Below are 19,484 nucleotides of genomic sequence, written 5' to 3' on the forward strand. Positions count from 1 at the left end.
TATAGTGTATTTTTTCTTATGATTTTTAGGAATTCTCTTATAACTAATCCAACAAAAAATTACGGTATTACTTCAATTGCAGACAAAGGTGTAGCTATTTCAATTGTATTCATTTTGTTTTGTGTCATTCCTTCATATACAACGGCTCAGCAGATTACTCCCTCTAATGATAATATTGATACAATTAATAAGAAAGATTTGATAGATGTTTTTCAAAAGACATTCAAATACACACCACAGAAAATTCAAAGAAGAGGCAGACGAAAAGTTTATTTTTCCCTGGTACCTACTTCGTCTGCTGTTCCTGGCGGAGGCAAGGCTTTAATTACTTCTACTTCGGCAGCTTTTTATCTCGGTAGCAGAATAAATACTGCTTTGTCAAGTGTTACATTTGTTCCTTATCTAAACTTTAAAGGACGTTACTCCATTGGCTTCCGCAATAATATTTATACCAACAAGAATAAGTGGAACATACAAGGCGATACCCGCTTCTCTTTATACCCCGAATACGTTTATGGAAAGAACAACACAAATAGCCAAAATAATAGGGTGCTGATCACTTATAAATACGTCAGGTTTTACCAGACATTATTAAAACAATTAAAGCCCTACCTTCTGGCCGGTGTTGGTTATAATTTAGATTATCATATCAACATTCAAACCGTGGGAGATACGATAGGGCTGCCAAAATTTTTGAGCTATCCTCATGGTACAGCGGCCAACGCAAACTCTTTGTCGTCAGGAGTAACCTTCAACCTGTTGTATGATTCAAGAAACAATTCATTAAATCCTTTGCCGGGAGCGTATCTCAATTTTATCTACAGGGTAAACCCCTATATTCTTGGTAATGGCGACAATACATGGAAGTCATTATATATCGACGGGCGCAAGTACATTGACCTGCAAGGCAGAAGAAGAAAGGTACTGGCTCTGTGGAGTTATGTATGGACAGCTTTGAATAATAATGTTCCTTATCTCGACTTGCCAGCGATAGGGTATGAGCCTTATCAAAGGTCGGGAAGGGGGATTCAGCAGAACAGGTATCGTGGCAAAAGCCTGGTTTACTTCGAAGGTGAATACCGTAATGACTTACGGGATGACGGGCTTTTGGGTTACGTTCTTTTTGCAAATATGAATACTACGTCTGGCCCCGGAGACGGGAAGTTTACCGGGCCACACCCCGCCGTAGGCGCAGGTGTTCGTGTAAAATTCAATAAACGTTCAAATACTAATATTGCAATTGACTTCGGCGTAAGCAAGGGACATTCTGCGATTACACTAAATCTTGGAGAGGTATTTTAGGTGATGGCCTGATCAAAGATGTGATGAATATTGGATGTTCCCCTAAGCATGTTGGCGATTAAAGTATCTTGAATGTAGCGAGGGCAATATTTAAATACCGTGGGGGAAAATGAAATTAAATTAAATCTACTCGAGCTTATCAGGCTAATTTAATTCTTATGGTACTTTTTATTCTTAAAAAGCCACGAACTGACCTGGTAGTAAGCGATGGCTTTTTTAGCTAGCGAATCATTCAAAGGTTCCTCTGTCGCAGAACCCGTTCTGAAGTCTGGTTTAAACTGCTTTACCTTTCTCACCGGCGACTGTATTATAAGACGATCATTCTGTATAAACCCAAGTCCCTGGTATGTACTGATAAAAGCTTTTTCTTTTCCAGCGGGAAGATTAAAAATGTCTTGTCCAAGAAATTTAGACCTGTAACTAAAGTTCAGCATTCCCAAAATAGTAGGAGGGATATCTATTTGTGCCATCAAACGATCAACAATAAAAGGTTGTTTGATAATTGCCGGAGCATAAATAAGCATGGGAATATGATAACCTGTTACAGGTAGTTCAACGCTGCCTGCACTTCCGGCACAATGGTCCGAAACAATAACAAAAATAGTATTGCCGAACCATGGTTTTAATGAGGACTCCTTGAGAAATCTATTGATAGCATAGTCGGTATATTTCACTGCACCTTCGCGCACGTGATTGTCGGGAGAAATATCAATACGTCCTTCGGGGTAGGTGAACGGTCGATGGTTTGACACGGTCATAATTTGAGAAAAGAAAGGCTTTCCTTTAGCGTAGTTATTGTCTAAAGTGCGACCTGCCAACGTAAACAAGTCTTCATCAGCCACGCCCCAAATGTTTTGATAATGCACCTCTTCGGGCTTTATAGCATCACGGTCTATTACCTCATAATCATTATTGCTGAAGAACTGCTTCATATTATCAAAATAGCTGTATCCGCCATAAATGTATTGGGTAATATATCCTTTTGATCTAAAGACAGTTCCCAAAGAAAATAGATTTTCATTATTGGGTCGCTTAACAATGCTTTGCCCTGATGAAGGAGGTAAGCCAAGAGATAAAGATTCTAACCCTCTTACCGTGCGCGTGCCGGAAGCGTACAGGTTTTTAAAGAAAATACTTTTGCTGACCAGCGAATCAAGATAAGGAGTTATATTTTTTTCTCCTCCTAAGGTGTTCATAAAGTCGCCGCTAAGGCTTTCAACGCTAATTAAAACAACGTTATGTCTTAACTCTGGTTTTGGATAAGTTATTTGTCTTTCAATATTAAAAATATCATTAGTGGTAAATGTGCTGTTACCGTTTACAAGATCTTGCCTAACAATTGTAAAGGCATCTTTATCTGGAAGTGTTGTATAAAATTTAAAGAAGTCTAGTTCATTATGCCAAAAAGCATTCGCAAATTGAAATACGCCATTTCCCGCCAATTCGTTAGCGTATTCGTTCTTGCTAAAATTTCTCCATTCTTCTTTTACCCCTAAATAGTTAACTAGTGTTATTGTTAGTAGGATAATAGCTACGATAGTACGTGAAAGAAAAGTTGAGGAAGCATAAACAGACTTCTTAATGATAGGACGAAGTAAAAGGAAAATGGCTGTGGTAACGATAAGAATGATTGTTACTATAGCTGCAATAGGATAAGATTCTTTTATGTTACCCAACACTTCATTCGTATATACCAGGTAGTCCACCGCGATGAAGTTATACCTGACCGAAAATTCATCCCAGAAAAACCATTCGCTAATGGCGTTAAATAGTAATAAAAATATGACCAGGAAAAAGTCGAAGTATAAGACACCGGTTCTCCATGTTTTTCGAAAGGTGTTCTTTGTAAAGAGCAGGAATATAAAAATCAGGAACCGTAGGATGATGTAGGCCGTAACTCCTTTTTTCAGGTCTGCATTAAAATCAGAAGGAACAAGATTGGTAAAAAGAAAAATGCTAATAATAATTACAAATCCACCAATAGCAATCCATTTCCATTTGCGATCATATATCTTGTCATTTGTAAACCACAGTTGAAGAACAAATGGAACGATAAGATATGTAGACATGGCGAGGTCGAAAAAGGAACCTATGGCAAACGAGCCGGTTACATTCTTAAAAGTCCAGTCAAAGCTTTTGCCGGTTTTAAAAAGCAGTGCAATTCTGGTTAAGAATGAAATACCAAGCACTAACACGATAAGCAAGAAAACAGGTGAAAATCTTCCCGATACAAAATTTTTAAACACTCTGGTTATTGCGGGTTCTTTGGTTTCCTGTTTGACTTTTAATTGAAAAGATGCTTTGTCTTCTGACATTAAAAAATAGTTACTGAAAGCTTCAAAGTTAAACTAAAAATAATGTTTTCAGGTTGTCTTAAAAATCAACAAGCGTTGAGTGGGTATTGTGTATATAGTCTGTAGACATGTTATTATTATCGTTAATCCTAACCCCATTTATTCGCAATTTCTAACCAGCGCTTACGAGACATTCGTCTATAGCAAACTGATTTAAACAAAAAACCCGTATTGTTCTATCTGTTGCGGAAAAGGTAATTACGGCAAAAGGAATTGGTTGACATAGATATTTTAGATGTCTGATAAAAAAGAAAGTTTACGAGGTTAATGGGATTTAATTATCTTTTTGCCAGTTTCTTTAAAAAAAAAATTTACCAACGTAAAATGCGTTAATAAAATAAAAACGATGCTTGCATTCTCTGAAATCCAAAGTGAGGTAATAGGTAAACTCGAAAAGGGCTTGCCGCCTACGTTAACTTATCATAACGTACCACATACTTTAGATGTATTGAAGCACGTAATAAAAATTTCGGAGCAGGAGGGAGTAACTGAAGCAGAACTGTTATTATTAAAAGTAAGTGCCTTATATCATGACATCGGATTTCTTTACACTTATTTAAGACACGAGGAGAAAAGCTGTGAAATTGCCACCGCTGAACTTTCAGCGTTTGGATTTTCATTAGATCAGATTAAAAAGGTATGCGGAATGATTCGGGCGACAAAAGTACCACAAGAGCCACAGACCAGGCTTGAAGAAATTATTTGCGACTCTGATTTGGATTACCTTGGTCGGGATGATTTTTTTAAAATAGGGGAAGGGTTGTATAAAGAATTTTTGGCACAGCACATAGTTTCAAATGAAAGAGATTGGAACATGTTGCAAGTGAAATTTTTGGAGAGCCACCACTATTTTACAAATAGTTCTAAAAGAAACCGGGAAGCGGCAAAACAATTAAACTTAGAACAAGTAAAACAAAAGTTACTTTAAAGGGGTTGAGTTGGCCATTGTAGTACTTTTTTTGTTGATTACTCTTAACCTTTTGCACAGCGTTTTTAAGATTCCTTTTAATATATCGGCATTCGTCATTAGTATTTCGTAAAACGCTTCCTGCTCTAATTTAAGCAGCAGACATTCTTCCAGTGTTGTTGCGCTTGCTGACCTGCTTTCTGAATCTAAAACAGACAATTCTCCCACAATTTCATTTTCACCTAACACTGCAAGGGTATGCTCTCCATCATGAATTCTTAGCGTACCATTAAAAATAAAATACATGCAGTTGCCAGGATCACCCTTAGAAAATAAAGTGATGTTTGGTTCAAGATAAGTTTCTTCAAGTATAGCTGCTAACTCTACCAGCTCCGTTTCTGCTGTGTTTTGAAATATTTCCGAAGATTTTAAAATCAAAACCTTTTCAATCAACAACATCTTTAAATTAATTTAGCATAGATAAAACATAATTCTTCGTTTCATTAAACAGATGCCCGTCTTTTGGTTCTTTTACGTTTAACATCTTTAATGACATTTTACTCTTCTTCATTTTAGGAATCATGTAGCAAGCTACAGACCTTGTCCACTCACTAAAGTTAGCTTTGCTGTCTTTTATAACTTCCTCAATTATAACGTGCGGATCGAGGCCCTGTGTTTTTATCAATAGCTCTTTCTTGTGCTGTACGTCATCTATCAACTCAACAAAATTATTTAGCGGCGTAAAGTATTTCTTAGGAACGATTAACTCCAGTATTTCAATTGCATTCGATATTTTAGAAGTATTTCCAATAGATAACAATTCAATCACCCTGTCAACTTTCTCTCTATCGTAAAGTAAGGAAAAGCTTTTAAGCAGCATTTGTACATCTTTTCTTATTTCCATTATAATGGCCTGCTGTAATAGGGTAAGATTTTTATTATGAAGTATCTCGTAGTAACAGGTCACTTTATATTTGTCCTGCTCAGTCTTTTTATTTGCCCAATCTTCGATCAGCTGCATTGTCTCACTTGAAACTTTAGATTTCTTTAGCCACAATGCTTCGATTATATCATCTGTTTCCCCTGTCTTTTGTTTTAATAGTTCAACCAAAAATTTGGTCGAGTGGTCACCCTTTATATTTCCTGAGGTTTTAATAAAAATAGTAAGCAACTCTCCCCTTGGTGGCCGGTTCTTCCAGTTTTCTTCCCAAAAAAAACCGTCGCCGTAGTTAACAATAGCACGTTTTAAAGATGGAATAGCGCTTTTTGCCAAAGCCACGTCAATTACTTTTGGTAATAATTTCATGTTCTTAACCTTTCCACTAGCTTCAATTGCTTTTTTGTACACTTTAGGTTCGGAGTCAGAGAGTAAGGTTTCAAGCACTGCGGTATAATTCTCGCACTCGCAATCGAGTACAACATCCAAAGTCAGCAGCTTGTCTGCCATACTTCCTTTTGCCATCATTAAAAGCTGGTCTATTACCAGTTTCTCTGTTTCCTCTTCTTTGCGAAGAAGCAGCCCTTCCATAGCCGCTTTTTTGTGTTCGGCTTGTAAAGATTCCATGGCAGTTTTTCCATCAATCCCTATGTCTTTGTTAAGAAAGTAAAAAGCTTTGATAAGCCTGGGCTGCATGTTTTCATTATTATCTTTCCGGAGTTGTTGGGTAATTATGGGCAAAGCAATAGTCATGTTGTTTGCAATAATCCTTGTAAGCACATATTCCTGTATTTCGCAAACAGGACTTTGAAGGTTTTTAAGCAAAAGTTTAAATAGGTCCTTATATCCAGACCTCTCCAGCAAATTCAACGAATGAATTACTTCTAAAGGTTTTTTACTTTCCGCTTTTGAGATAAGTAAATTTGTTACTACTGAGTCATTTAAAAAAAGTTCCGCACCGGTAAAATTTCCTCTTTTTAACGAGGTGATTAAGGTTTGCAGGTATTGTTTTTTAATGATAAAAATTACCCCAATCCATATAATTAATAATGCGATCAACAATTGTCCCACAGCCATAATAGGCAGTTCGCGGTTATTTTTAAAGTATAAAACGAGAAAAGTACCCACCCCTAGTAATGCAAAAGGCAGTGTATGACCTTTTGCAATCAGGTGGCCGCGCAGCCGGTCGTGTGGCTTCAACGGCTGAAACAAGATAAAGAATACAGGCTCCTGTAAAGCGGAACGAAGTACTTCTGTCAGCAACACCATGAACCCAAAGATATATAGGTGTGAGATGAACCTGTCACCGGAAAGAATGATAAAGAAATCAATCACGAGAAGTAGTATCGGGGTTACCAATAAAGCATTGGTAAGGCCCATTCTCGAAATCATCCGGCTACTAAAAACTAGCTTTATTACAATTGCAAGAAATCTTCCAGTTGCGAAAAATACTCCGATAAACGTAGCTATTTGCTCTCCTTTAGGGTATTTTACTTTAATGTCAGAAAGAAACGTAAAGTCAATAAATGAAAAAACGATGTAAGAAACAAGGGATAAAAGTGCAATGGAAAAGACTAAATGGTTATCGAAGAATTTTGTTATAAAACCAGAAGTGTGAATAGAGTGTGCTGGTTTATTGTCATGAGCATGTGCTGAAGCATTAGGATCTTGCTCAACTAATAAACCTTTTGAGGTAAATCGTTTTAAAAGAAACCCCGCAATTAAAAAGGAGATTATGGATATCCATAGTAAGTTATTAACGCCTATAACCGGAACCATGGCAGTAACAGAAAAGTAACCCAGCATCTTTGCCGGGATGTCTCCGGCACCAACAATTGAGAACAGTCTTTTGCTTTCTCTTACATTAAAAATGATAGAGGCCATGCCCCAAAAAGCATATCCGACCAGCATATAGATTAGCATGTACCAGCTTGCCACTATCAGGGGCAGTTGTTTAAACGGATATACATTAAGTAACAGCCAGAACAATAAAATGGAAGCGGCAGAAAAAAAGATAACTACCTGTAATAATTTAGGCGACGTTAATCGCTCGTCAAGGAAGCTATACAACCTGTTGAAACCAAACAGAAGACATGCTGAAATAATATACGAAACAGGTAGAATTTGAATTTCATAATTGGAAATAAACATCGTTAGAGAGGAGGTAAATAAGAAAGCCGTGGCTATTCCTAAAAAAAACTGGATAGTAAAAAGTTCTCTTACTAAGGTAGATTCAGAAGGTTTTATATTTAAAAGCCGTAAAATTTTGTGGTACATCTCTAGTATTTTGTAAATAAGGGCAGAGAGAGGTTTCAGAGCTAAATTTAATAAAAATTAACATAGGTATTCAGGTATAGTAAGGTTACTTGTTTTTATTGCACCAGCTGCAAATTATTGTGCGGCTTTTGTTGTGTCACTCACTTTTACATCAGCTTTTCATAGCATCCGGCCTAGGGTTACATGCAGCAAAAAGGGTTAGAGCCATAAGAGGAGCTTTTCAGGCTGTTGTTAAATCAAAAGATATTAAGAGTGGCTTACGGCAACAACCGGTTGCAAGAGCTGTTTACGGAGCTTTTTTTTAATCATTTTAAAGTTTCCGTTGCTAAAAAGGGTTGTGCCAAATATATTCCTGTTTAAGAGCGGAGGCAATAAGAACCGGACAGGAAAAGCGGTAGCTGTTATGTTAAAAGCGTAAGCTATTTCCAGCTTTTTGGATATAGCTTACGCTTTTAAAAAATAATGTGGAAATACTTGAATAAAGAGTTGCCGTACAAGTGAGTGACACAACAATGGCGAGAAGCGTTATACAGCATAGACACCCATTATTTCTACACGGGTACCAGACAGCAGAACCCTCTCATCGCTATTTAAACTTATAGGTTACTGCTAACCCTTTGTTTCCTATTCCTACAGCTGGCGAAATAGTTACATTTCTCATTCCCTTTATTTTATGTAGTTGCGGAACTAATATTCCTGCGCCTGCACCTATTGCATACCCCAGTAAATTGTCGCTTAAAAAGTGCATCCCGGCTTTATACCTTAAATAGCCCACTACTGCAGGTACAGCGGCAGCAAAAGCCCAAACGTAGGGTTTCGCCTTTGAGGTGGGATTAAAATCAGCATAAGCCTTAGCCATAAAAAAAGTAGCAGCAGCGGTGGCTGCGGTATGTCCGGCAAAAAAAGCACGTTGAGAGTTTTTGTCGCGTCTTAAGTCCGACGACAAACTTGTATTATATACATAGGGTCTGCTGCGATAGATATTACCGGTAGCCATGGTAAAAAGGGTTCCGGTAATTGCCATGGTTTCGGTGTACAGAACCATTACCTGACCGAACTTTTGCCTTTCATTCTTATTGATTAATCCCATTAAAACGGGCATAACAAAAGAAGCCTGAAAAGGAATATAACTGTCATCATCGGCCCTGGTAGAATAATAACCTGCATTGCCACGGTCGAAAAAAGGAATTTTGTCACGGGTCTTACTTACCAGCTGAGCTGGGGTAAGATCATTTTTATTATTGATTAGCACAGTTCCGAGATAAGTTAAACCTACACCTCCAACTATAATTGCCCCATCTTTTATAAGACTTGTATGATAAGGGGAGTTAGACTCACTACCAGTGGTTTCTTGTGCAAAAGTGGAATTGAAAGTGACAAGGATGCATAGCCAGAGCGTGATGACTTTCTTCATAAGTAGAATTTTTAATTGCGCCTTTAGTGGTGCATTTTTCACCTCTTGCAAAAACAATGCTCGCTGTTTTGCTGCGCCTGATTGTTGAGCCTATAGTGTAATTTGATAGAGTAATTATTTATAGAAACGATAATGCCGGAACTATTAGTGCCGGCATTATTAAAAACTATGTTTATAAAAATGGCTTTAATTAATGTTCATAGGATCAGTTTTCTTTACTTTTTTCCTAAACCTGATAGCTGCGTTTGTATTTAATGTGCTGGTAAGGTTTAATTCAAATCTTTGTTCGCCTGCGTATATAATTGCCAGGGCGGTGTTAGGGGCTATTTTGCCAAGGTTTTCTGCAAACATGGAAATTTCATTTACCCCATCGTTGAGCAGTAAAGTAAAATTGAGCGGTTTGTCGCTGAGCATTTGCTGAGTGGCAACGAGACGCCTGTTATAAAACAACGAAATCGAGTCATTATCCACTTCTCCGTTGTCGTACAACGAAACCTTTAAACTGTCAGCGTCTACATCTATAATCGGAGACTCCTCAAAAGCACGAAGTTTTAGGGCTTGTGAGATTTGTTGTTCAGGCGAAATTGGTTTATTTAAAACGGGGGAATTTGCAACTCCGATAGCTTTCTTCGTGGTGTCTGCATTACTAACTATAGCTGGTCGTTGCAGGCTGTCGCTTCGCCGGGTCGATGTTACGTTCGTTGTTGCAGTGGTATCTTCATCATCAATAGGGTCTGGAGTAGGTTTGTCAATGGTAGGGACAAACTTGGTAAACGTTACGTCTATGGCAGGGCACATAACCCGGTAGTCATAGATCGGGTTAAATTGGCCAACCAATACTTTTTGTCCCTTGATTGTCTTTAAAGTAAACGAACCTTCCATAGGGCAATCGGCCCCGTTGGCATTCTTTGCAAGAAAGTTTAGCAATGGCTGCGGATATAATTCCAAAACACGGTACCTGGGATCGAATTTCCCGCTTACTTTAACCTTAATCTCTGCGCTTCTGTAGAAGTAATTTAACTGCCCTGTTACTTTATTTCCTTTTTGCTTCAGTACCATTTCAGAAAGGTAGCTGTTGTGGTCTCCAGCCTTTTTTACTTTTCCAACCCCGTACCACTCGCCCGTAACATTTTGAGCAAATGTTGACGAAGTACAAAATATAGCTACCAGGAATAGAATTAAAAATGTAGTCTTCAAAAGCTAGAGTTTAATAGTTGAAATGGGTTTATCAAAAAAAACACCATTAGTTACAATTCAACCATTTAGAGGGGTAATTAACAAAGTTTTAGTAGGGTAGGCAGGCGTTATTTTAAAAATCTTTTAATGTCTCTCTCTGTATCTTTTTTCTTTAATGTTTCCCTTTTGTCATACAGTTTTTTACCACGACCTATTCCAATCTCTACTTTTGCCAGGTGTTTGTCGTTGAAGAAAACTCTTAGCGGAACAATTGTGTAACCCTTGTCCTTCATCCGGTTCTCTATTTTCTTTAGTTCTCTCTTTGTAAGTAATAGCTTGCGGTCGTGCACCGCAATGTGATTGTTAGTTGTGCCAAGGGAATATTCTGCAATGTAAAGCCCGCGTACCCACAGTTCGTTTTTGTGTAAGAGGCAGAAACTGTCGTTGAAGCTTACTTTTCCTTCCCTTATGCTTTTAACTTCGGTACCTAACAGCACGATGCCCGCAGTCCATTTGTCTTCAATAAAATATTCGTGATAAGCCGACCTGTTGTTCATTTCTTTTGTAGCCATAGTCTTTTCCTTAACCAGCAAAAGTAAGATGCTGCAGTCCTAAATCGGGAGCAAAGTAACAGATAACTTCAGCATTTATAAAAAACACATCATCTCTTGCCGAAAGCGCTAACCCTGAAACAGTACAATTAGTTTAGCAATCTTTTGCTTAAGCTCTTTTCTGTCAACAATAAAGTCAAGAAATCCATGTTCGAGTAAAAACTCGCTACGTTGAAAGCCGGGTGGCAGGTCTTTTTTTATTGTTTCCTTAATAACGCGTGGTCCGGCAAAGCCTATTAATGCGCCTGGCTCGGCAATGTTCAAATCGCCCAACATACCAAAGCTGGCAGAAATACCTCCGAACGTAGGATCGGTAAGCATACTGATAAATGGAATTCCGGCATCAGTAAGGTGAGATAGTTTTCCACTGGTTTTAGCTAATTGCATCAGGCTAAAAGCGCTCTCCATCATACGGGCTCCACCACTTTTGCTAATCACCATATACGGATACTTATGCTCAATGCAAAAGTCAACAGCGCGGCTAAATTTTTCACCCATCACACTACCAAGACTGCCACCGATAAATTCGAAATCCATACAGGCAATTACGATAGTTCTGCCACCAACGTCGCCAACGGCAACTCTCATACTATCGGTAAGATCTGTTTTCTCCCAAATATCCTCTAATCTTTTGCCGTAAGGCTTCAGGTCGGTAAAGCCTAAAAAGTCTTTGCTTCTAATGTTATCAAACAGCTCTTCGTAATCAGCATTATCAAAAATAATATCGTAATATTCTAAACTTCCAATGCGGTGGTGGTGGTTACACTTATGGCATACGTACAAATTTTCGCGTAAGTCGGCAGAGGTGCTTATGTAGTTACATTCAGGGCATTTGGTCCATAACCCTTCCGGAGTTTCTTTTTTTTCTGAAGTGGAGGTAAGAATTCCTTTTTTGATTCTTCTAAACCAACGCTGCTTTGCTTCTTCCTGCTTCTCCTTGTCGCCGGTCAAATTTGATTCAAAATCCTCTTCTTGTTTCATACTATTCTATTGGGGTAATAAGGGTAGTGCAATTTATATGTAAATTTTGAACAGCGGCCTTCCTCTGTAAATTTCATTTACAGTTCACTATTTTGTGCTCCTGCTTAAAAAATGTACAAGGGTGCGACGCAACGTTGTTGCGCCTACAACATATGTTGGTAACAAAAAATCTATTTTACCTGTTTTGTTTGTTTTAGTAAAAGATGCAGTCATAGATAATTTTTTGTAATGGTACTTCTTTAGCTCCCTGTTTAATTTTTTGTAATTGTACTGTTTTGTAAGAAAAAAACTTTATTCGCCTTCTTGCAAATACTGGTAGAGTAGATTTTTTTTGTTTCCGGCCGTCAACGTTCGCTGCGCATTTGTTGCGTCGCACTCTTGTACAGTAGTAGAAGGAGCGACAAAGGTAGATATAGTAAGTCTAAGAAAAAAAATGGCAACACAGCACAGCTGCCCCAATATTTGGTACAGAGGGGCTATTCGCCTGTTTTAATTTTGCTTTTAGCTTCCTGTATCTGGCGCAGGTTTCTTAACAGGGTTTGCTTTAGATTAAGTTTTACAATATCGCCCATTGAATGGCATTTGAGAAATTTAGGATTACTGAAGTATTCTTTAAGCTGCTGCTTCAGCTCGTCAATTTTGTTTGTAGAAGAAATATTATCGCTGCACATAATATTAAATAAGTCCATCAAACGGTAACGAGAGTCTGCGACTCTAAAAGCCATCAGCGTTTTTTCTTCGGTCTTGTATTGGTTAATCGACTCTTTGTCAAGGTTCTGCAGTACCAACTCCACATAAGCCAGGTTCTCCTTGAAAAATTGTGGCAGGTATAAATTTTTCCTGCCTTCGTACGACTGCTGGTCAAAGTCAATTGCACGGATGCGGTACTGAAAATCTTCTATATCAGGAGTAATGTCTACCACAAAATTATAGCTGCGCATGTCGCCCAGCAACCGTAAGAAACATCTTTCATTAAACTTAACGAACTCCTTAGCAAAACGTGTTTTGTTTGTAATCGGGTTTTCGAGGTATTGCTGCACAAAAATATCGCCGGGGATCCCCGGTATATGTTCTTCGACCAGCGTAGCGAAGTAGGTAAAGTACGAAATTCGGTTAGGCGACAACATGTGTTCCAACTCCAACCCGTAAATGCGCGAGGCATCTGCAGTTTTTACATAAAAATGATCGTAGTTTCCATTATGCTTGTTGACAATTTTTATTCTGAAAGGGTTGGAGTTGCCAAAGGCACAGTATTCTATTCGTGCCACATCCCAGTGGGGGGCAAAGTTAAGATTGCCTTCCGTTTTTAAAATTGCGTAAATTTTAATTAGCCCGTCCCTGATAAATTCCCACTCCCGCATATCATACCTTGCTTCTTCCCAATAGGTATCTTTCCCGTTTTTGTCTTTTATAGGCAATGAGAAAGTTATTCTGGCAAGGTCCTGGTACAATACAGGTAAAACTACTTCGCGGCCGTGTTTTCTTAAGTAACTTCTTAGATCTGCATTAATCGGGTAATACGGCTTTTTTCTTGACGGAGCATCGTTGGTATTTATCTTTCCTGCGTTTGGGATGTGTACAAACTTCATGTTCTCGGTTCTCTTATTCAGCTAAAATAGACGTTTTTAACCGGTATTAGCGTTATTAGGGGTGCGTTCGTTGCATAGGCTGCCGGGCAACGCAAGCGCAAATGCTGTGCTCCGTGGCTACAGGCAGCCAACCAGTCTTCATTAGTGCTACAACTTCGTATGCACCCATCATCAGATACTTTTAAACCTTACAAAAAGAACACATGATGAAAGAACATCTGACTGGCATATGTGCCCTTCAATATTCTGAATATAATTTTTTAAAAAAGGTTGATTACGGGCAAAAGATGTCCTATTTGAGCAACCATGTGTCTTTTGGCGGTTTTAGTTGGGGAAGAGTTAAAATAAATTTACTACATGAAAAAAACAACATACCTCTACTATTCGCCCGCTCCGTCCGCCCATGGCAGGAGACAATCGGCCATCCCACACTGGGCTATAGATTTTTTGAAAGTTGTCCTTTTGTTTTTGTTAGGCTTTATTGTTTCATTATAAAATAATGTCTCAATCGCTCCGAAGTACAACCACCCTCTACCGTTGCTTTTGTAATTGAGCTATCATTCCTGCCAGGTAACCGGGGGTATGTAACAATCGGCTTCCATACCACGAAAACATTTCTCCATCTGTCAGTACAATCTTAGCATCCGGCAATTGTTGCTGCAATTCTGTAACATGCTTTTCTTTAAATGGATACGGCTCAGAGGACAATAGGATTAGCTGGCAACCTAGCGATGACAATTCGTCTATTGTTGTTTCAGGATAACGTTTACGCTCCATAAAAACATTATCCAAACCGCAGTACATCATTACATCGTTTATAAAGGTATCGCCAGCGGCAACCATAAAAGGGTTTTTCCAAATCATATAGGCGGTTCGAAGTTTTATCTTTAATGGCGAAATTTGTTGGAACCCAAGTTTAATATCGGATGCAATTTTACTTGCCCGCTCCGTTTTATTTACCAGTTCTCCTACAGATTGTATCATTTCCAATGTATCGCCAAGAGTGGTAATGTCACTTACCCATACCGGTGCAATGCCTTGCAGTGCTTCGATTTGCTCTTTTACGTTTTCCTCTTTATTTCCTATAATTAGGTCGGGCTGTAATGCTTTTACAGCAGCGATATTTATGGTTTTCGTTCCCCCCACGCGTTGCTTGCCTTTAAACCAGCTTTTGGGATGGATGCAAAATTTGGTAATACCCACAACTTCTTCATCTAGTTGCAGCGAGTAAAGCAGTTCGGTTTGAGAAGGCACAAGCGATACAATTCTTTTTGGAGGGAAAGGAACTTGAATGTTATTGCCAATTTGATCTGTGAAAGAATGCAAGGCTGAAGATTTAGTTTGAATGTTTATGCCTTCTTCCTTCTAAAATTTTGTAGAAAGAACGGCTATGAATTTCTTCCAGGGTAAGTCCTGTTAACAGGGCTTCTTCTTCTGTGATGGCTCCACAATTCATGGCCATTAAGAAGAAGTTCAGCAGTCCTTGGCCCGTAGCAGCATCATCAAAAATATCCCCGGTAAGTGTAGAGATAGCAGAGCGATCAACAAAGGTTTTCAGGCGAAAAACTGCGTCTTCATAAGCACTTAAAAAGAAGCTGTATGTAGCCGCATAGCGCATTGGTAATTGCGACGGATGCAGGTCCCAGCCCTGGTATCGTGCATTGATAAGCGAATGCGTGGTATGATGGAAACCAGTAAGCCAGGCTTTGTGAACGGTGTGCCTGTTTTCTGCTAATTGTTCAAAAGACAAGCGCTCACCTCTATGTGGGCCAAGAGGTATTACGTTTGTAGCTCCATCTGATAAAAAAATTCCGGTTCCACCCAGTGCAACCTTGGTCATGTGATGGGCAAAGTCACAAACGGGGTGTGACATAGTTTGATATTTGGCTGTGATGCCGGCAGATGCAGTATAATCATAAGTGCCGAAGTGTGCCGCAATACACCTGCCTTCACTGGCTCTTATAATCCGCATCAACGGATTTCGGCCTTCATCATCCAGAACTATTTGCGTGGCTTCTACCATGGTTTCCATTTTCAAGGTTCCGGGTTGCAAATTGTTCGCTCTCTCTAAAATCTCGAACAGCCTTACCATTGTAGTCATCTGCTCTGGTATTGTTACTTTGGGTAGCATTACCACAAAATTGCCCGGTAAGCTACCACCCGTTTTCTGTAGCAGTGTAGTTAAGAAAATGTCTAACGTACGCACGCCCCGATTTTTAAAATCCTCGGTGAAAGGCTTTATGCGAATCCCTATAAACGGTGAAAGCGTTTTATTGGCCATTCCAATCGTAACTTCAGTAGCAGCATTTACCGCAGTAGCATCTTCTTCGTCGTTCGGTCGGTTTCCAAATCCATCTTCAAAATCAATTCTGAAATCTTCAACTGCTTCAGACTGTAACTTTTTTATAACCTTATTATAAACCGAATATGAAAGCCAGGCATGTTCTTTCTTTCTTGCTGCCTCGCTCATGTTATCTAACTTTTTGGTCAGTTCGTATATATCTTTTTCAAGATGTGGAAGATGTTCATGACCTTTTAGTTGCAGCGCCTTCGCTAGTATTACAAAGTTTGGTGCATAGGTTTGAAGGCTTTTTAAAGCAATTTCACCCATTCTTATACAGGTGTCAGATTTAAAAAGATTGGCACCTCCATATACCGTGTGTACAGGTTGCCTGTCGGGCCGGTCGCCAGGATATGTTTTTTGAAAATTAAGGTTGGCCGACTTTAATTCGTTTAATAATCTGTCTCTGTCGTTTTCTGTTATTGATAATTTCATCCGGTTAACTTTAATAATGGAAAATGCTTTAAAAGAAAGCAGCGTTATGAACCACGATAAGTAGTGTACCCAAAGGGGGTTAAAAGTAAAGGAATATGATAATGTTCGGCACCGGTTATGGTAAAAACAATTTCTATAAAAGGATAGAAAGTTGAAATTGCCTTCCCGTCGAAATAAGCTTTCGTTACAAATTTCATTTTGTAAATCCCCGCAGGCAGCACTTCTTCCTGCGGCAACAGATCGGTTATTCTTCCATCTGCATTTGTTACACCTTTGGCCATTTCTATCCAGTCGTTTTCCTGGGCGTATAAGATGATGGCAACCCCTGTGGCAGGTTTGCCCGTTGTAGTATCGAGCACGTGGGTTGTAATTTGACTCATGATGCTAATAATTTCTGTAGTCTCAGTTGAGTAATTTTATTTTGTTCTTCCATCGCAATTTTTATTTCATCTTCTGACTTGTTGGGTAACCTCGCTTGCAGCAGGGCCAACATTTCTTCCGCCGATTTTCCTGTTGCACAAACAATAAAAATGTAGCCGAACTTCTCTGCGTATAATCTGTTTGCTTCTGCGAGTGCTTCTAAAACTTCGGTTGAAGTTTGTTGTACCGCGGCCTGTTCCCCTTCTGCCCATTTGCTTGTTGATGCAAATTTTTCTTTCAATGTACTTACATCCCCAATTTTCGGGTGATGGATAAATGCTTCTTTCCAATCATCCTCGGTGCATTGATGCCATATCCTTTCGCTTTTATCCAGTAATGACAACAGGTCAATCGTAGGAAAAATATGAATCATTTTTTCAACCCATCGTTTTGCTCCGCAGCATTTTGTCAATGCTTCTTTCAACATTGGTTTGTCTAATTGATTTAATTCAGTTAATGTCATAATGGTTTCCTGATTGTACGACAACAAACAATTATCGCTTTTTTTATTTGTTCATCATCAGTGGTTTTTTATAGCAACATCGTTGTGTCACTCACTTGTGCTTCTGTTGCAGCCAGCAACGATATAAACCACAAAGTCGCAAACGAAAAGAAAGCCTGGTAACCAAGTGGGCCCGGGAGTTTATGTAGTTTTTAAAAAAAGCCCAATAAAGAGCCAAAGTACAAGAGTGCGACGCAACGAAAGCTTTATTTATGTGGTGCTGCCGGCTGCCCCAAAAAAAAATCAGACAACAGTTGGAAAACGGTTTGTGTTTTTATAATAGATATAAACAGCCGGTTCTTTACCCATGGCTGTAAACCACTGCTGGCAGTAAGGAGCCATCCAGATGGAGTCGCCTTTTTTTACCGGGTACCATTGATGATCTAACATGTAAACTCCCTGTCCCTGCAAATACATCAGGCCATGTTCCATAATATGGGTTTCAACCATAGGCAAGTGACCACCGGGATCGTAGGTGAAGATGTTAACTGCCATATCAAAAGAGAGATCGTGAGGCAATAAAACCTGCAAGCGCAAAGCAGGGTCACCAAGATACATGGGACCTTCTACATTTGCGGCATCTCCAAAAAGAACAGGAGGAGTGTTGTAGCCTTCGAGCGTTTCGTATACCTTATGAAAGGTGAGTATTTGTGTGCCTTCCTGCGGCATTTGGATACAGTATTTCATATTAACCGGAACGTAAACAAATTGGCCTTCCGTTAGTGTTTTTTCCTGGCCACTTATTGTTGCCTGGCATTGGCCTTTTACTACGTAAAAAAATATTTGGGATGCTTTTGTAACACCTTGAAGCTTGCCCCCTTGAGCTGAAGTAATTAAGATTTGGCAAAGATGGGCGCCCATTTGATCGTTGATAATTACGTTCACGGTGCAGTTGGTCCATCCCGGCACATTGCTGTTGATATAGCCATCGGGGCTAATGACAGCATGATTACTTTTTACAACCGACCTGGTGAGAGCAGATATTTCCATTTATTGATTGTACTTTTTAATAAGGTTTTTAATAAAGTTATCAGATATTTTAACGGTCGCTTCAATATCTTTTAATTCCACATTTTCCAGCGGATTGTGACTAATGCCCTTAAAGCATCTGACAAACATCATGGCAACAGGTGCTATTGCAGAAATAGGAACAGCATCGTGACCCGCGCCGCTGACCAGCGATAAGACATCATAATTTTCCTGTTTAATTGATTGCGAAAGGAGCTGAATGAGCGCTTTATCGCAAGTAACCGGGGCGGTTTGCTGAATAGTTTTCCACTCGAACTCTATGTTTCGTTTAATACAGATTTGATTGCATAAGGCCTGCAAGTGCCGGCTAGCGGTTGAAAGGGTTGTTTCATCAGCGCTTCTCACATCAAGGCTGCAAATTACTTCTCCGGGAATTACGTTACTTGCTGCGTTTGAAATGTTGAGTTTGCCCACTGTAGCCACCATATTTTCTTTGTTTGCTACCGCGTATTTTTCGGTTTCCAGAATAAATTCTGCTGCGCTGCATAAAGCATCGTTACGCATTTCCATAGGCACTGTTCCTGCGTGACCTGCCATTCCTCTAAAAATTACTTCTATTCGCCTTTGTCCGGCAATGGCAGTGACTATGGCAGCAGGAATATGGTTCTCATACAATACCGGGCCCTGCTCAATATGTATTTCAAAATATCCCAGCACCTCAGCTGGAGAAATGGCATCTTTTTGCATTTGGCCTATATCGCCACCCATTTCTTCAATAGCCTTTCTTAAGGTTATGCCCGCTGCATCTTTTTTTTCAAGAAGACTCGTGTCAAACGACCCTGCAACAACTTTGCTTCCGAGGTAGGTTGTATGAAAGCGCACACCTTCTTCATCGCTGAATGCAATTAATTCTATATGAAATGGAACTACTGTTTTAGTTTGAGATAGTTGTTCTACCAGGTCAAGACCGATGATCACTCCCAAAGGTCCGTCCCATTTTCCGGCGTTCGCCACGGTATCAATATGGGAAGCAATAACAAAAGTTTTAGCATCGGGCTGGCTGCATGCAAATCTTCCTCTTACATTTCCAATGCTGTCTATTCTTATATCAAGACCTGCTTGCTGCATCCACCACTCAACTTTGTCTCTGCCCTGAATAAAAGCTTTTGTACCAAATGTTCTTGTAATACCCTTTTCATCTTCACTGATAGCTGCCAGCTCATTTATTCTTTCTACAATATTTTGAGCCCGTTGTAAATATGCTTGCAT

At 39.3% G+C, this 19,484-nt stretch carries 17 protein-coding genes; 3 read left to right on the forward strand and 14 right to left on the reverse strand.

The genetic code is table 11. From position 1 onward, the window contains the following. The first annotated feature begins 18 nt into the window (after positions 1-18). On the forward strand, positions 19-1,302 hold the full coding sequence (locus tag JWR87_RS14610) for a BamA/TamA family outer membrane protein (RefSeq protein ID WP_297821372.1): 1,284 nt from the start codon (positions 19-21) through the stop codon (positions 1,300-1,302). Between the two features lie 149 nt (positions 1,303-1,451). On the opposite strand, the gene JWR87_RS14615 is transcribed toward JWR87_RS14610, so the two are convergent. After that, positions 1,452-3,617, reverse strand: a complete 2,166-nt coding sequence (locus tag JWR87_RS14615; RefSeq protein WP_297821374.1) for an alkaline phosphatase family protein — start codon at positions 3,615-3,617, stop codon at positions 1,452-1,454. A gap of 385 nt (positions 3,618-4,002) precedes the next feature. Here JWR87_RS14615 and JWR87_RS14620 point away from each other — a divergent pair, with 385 nt between their 5' ends. After that, positions 4,003-4,584 carry an HD domain-containing protein gene (locus tag JWR87_RS14620; protein WP_297821376.1) on the forward strand — a complete coding sequence of 194 codons (582 nt, stop codon included), beginning with the start codon at positions 4,003-4,005 and terminating at the stop codon, positions 4,582-4,584. Here the strand turns inward: JWR87_RS14620 and JWR87_RS14625 are convergent. The 7 genes from JWR87_RS14625 to JWR87_RS14655 form a co-directional block, all read right to left on the reverse strand. Beyond that, complete coding sequence (locus JWR87_RS14625; protein ID WP_297821378.1) at positions 4,576-5,022, reverse strand: cyclic nucleotide-binding domain-containing protein; 447 nt, start codon at positions 5,020-5,022, stop codon at positions 4,576-4,578. The genes JWR87_RS14620 and JWR87_RS14625 overlap by 9 nt on opposite strands. A gap of 7 nt (positions 5,023-5,029) precedes the next feature. Continuing rightward, a complete protein-coding gene (locus JWR87_RS14630) occupies positions 5,030-7,777 on the reverse strand; it encodes a hypothetical protein (RefSeq protein WP_297821380.1) in 2,748 nt (915 codons plus the stop codon). Between the two features lie 586 nt (positions 7,778-8,363). Further along, positions 8,364-9,191, reverse strand: coding sequence for a phosphatase PAP2 family protein (locus JWR87_RS14635; RefSeq protein ID WP_297821382.1), 828 nt, complete (start codon positions 9,189-9,191; stop codon positions 8,364-8,366). Between the two features lie 186 nt (positions 9,192-9,377). Then, on the reverse strand, positions 9,378-10,388 hold the full coding sequence (locus JWR87_RS14640) for a hypothetical protein (RefSeq protein WP_297821384.1): 1,011 nt from the start codon (positions 10,386-10,388) through the stop codon (positions 9,378-9,380). Between the two features lie 107 nt (positions 10,389-10,495). Then, the gene (gene smpB, locus JWR87_RS14645; protein WP_297821386.1) at positions 10,496-10,939 is read right to left on the reverse strand and encodes an SsrA-binding protein SmpB; all 444 of its coding nucleotides are present in this window, start codon (positions 10,937-10,939) and stop codon (positions 10,496-10,498) included. A gap of 108 nt (positions 10,940-11,047) precedes the next feature. Beyond that, positions 11,048-11,959: an acetyl-CoA carboxylase, carboxyltransferase subunit beta gene (accD, locus tag JWR87_RS14650; protein ID WP_297821388.1), complete on the reverse strand. Its 912-nt coding sequence runs from the start codon at positions 11,957-11,959 to the stop codon at positions 11,048-11,050. 476 nt (positions 11,960-12,435) lie between these two features. Then, on the reverse strand, positions 12,436-13,548 hold the full coding sequence (locus tag JWR87_RS14655) for a hypothetical protein (protein ID WP_297821390.1): 1,113 nt from the start codon (positions 13,546-13,548) through the stop codon (positions 12,436-12,438). A 357-nt stretch (positions 13,549-13,905) separates the two neighbouring features. Here JWR87_RS14655 and JWR87_RS14660 point away from each other — a divergent pair, with 357 nt between their 5' ends. Then, a complete protein-coding gene (locus JWR87_RS14660) occupies positions 13,906-14,043 on the forward strand; it encodes a hypothetical protein (RefSeq protein WP_297821391.1) in 138 nt (45 codons plus the stop codon). A gap of 36 nt (positions 14,044-14,079) precedes the next feature. Here the strand turns inward: JWR87_RS14660 and JWR87_RS14665 are convergent, their stop codons facing one another. The 6 genes from JWR87_RS14665 to JWR87_RS14690 all read right to left on the reverse strand — a co-directional run bounded on the left by JWR87_RS14665 (position 14,080) and on the right by JWR87_RS14690 (position 19,484). Then, a complete protein-coding gene (locus JWR87_RS14665) occupies positions 14,080-14,874 on the reverse strand; it encodes a helical backbone metal receptor (RefSeq protein ID WP_297821393.1) in 795 nt (264 codons plus the stop codon). A 10-nt stretch (positions 14,875-14,884) separates the two neighbouring features. Next, a complete protein-coding gene (locus JWR87_RS14670; protein WP_297821395.1) occupies positions 14,885-16,324 on the reverse strand; it encodes a phosphoenolpyruvate kinase in 1,440 nt (479 codons plus the stop codon). A 44-nt stretch (positions 16,325-16,368) separates the two neighbouring features. After that, the gene (uraH, locus tag JWR87_RS14675; protein WP_297821397.1) at positions 16,369-16,704 is read right to left on the reverse strand and encodes a hydroxyisourate hydrolase; all 336 of its coding nucleotides are present in this window, start codon (positions 16,702-16,704) and stop codon (positions 16,369-16,371) included. Continuing rightward, positions 16,701-17,207, reverse strand: coding sequence for a 2-oxo-4-hydroxy-4-carboxy-5-ureidoimidazoline decarboxylase (gene uraD, locus JWR87_RS14680; RefSeq protein ID WP_297821399.1), 507 nt, complete (start codon positions 17,205-17,207; stop codon positions 16,701-16,703). Before uraD ends, uraH begins: the two co-directional genes overlap by 4 nt. A gap of 282 nt (positions 17,208-17,489) precedes the next feature. Then, complete coding sequence (gene allE, locus JWR87_RS14685; protein WP_297821401.1) at positions 17,490-18,236, reverse strand: (S)-ureidoglycine aminohydrolase; 747 nt, start codon at positions 18,234-18,236, stop codon at positions 17,490-17,492. Beyond that, positions 18,237-19,484, reverse strand: a complete 1,248-nt coding sequence (locus tag JWR87_RS14690; protein ID WP_297821403.1) for an allantoate amidohydrolase — start codon at positions 19,482-19,484, stop codon at positions 18,237-18,239.

It is taken from the genome of Segetibacter sp. (genome assembly GCF_025963695.1).
Lineage (GTDB): Bacteria > Bacteroidota > Bacteroidia > Chitinophagales > Chitinophagaceae > Segetibacter.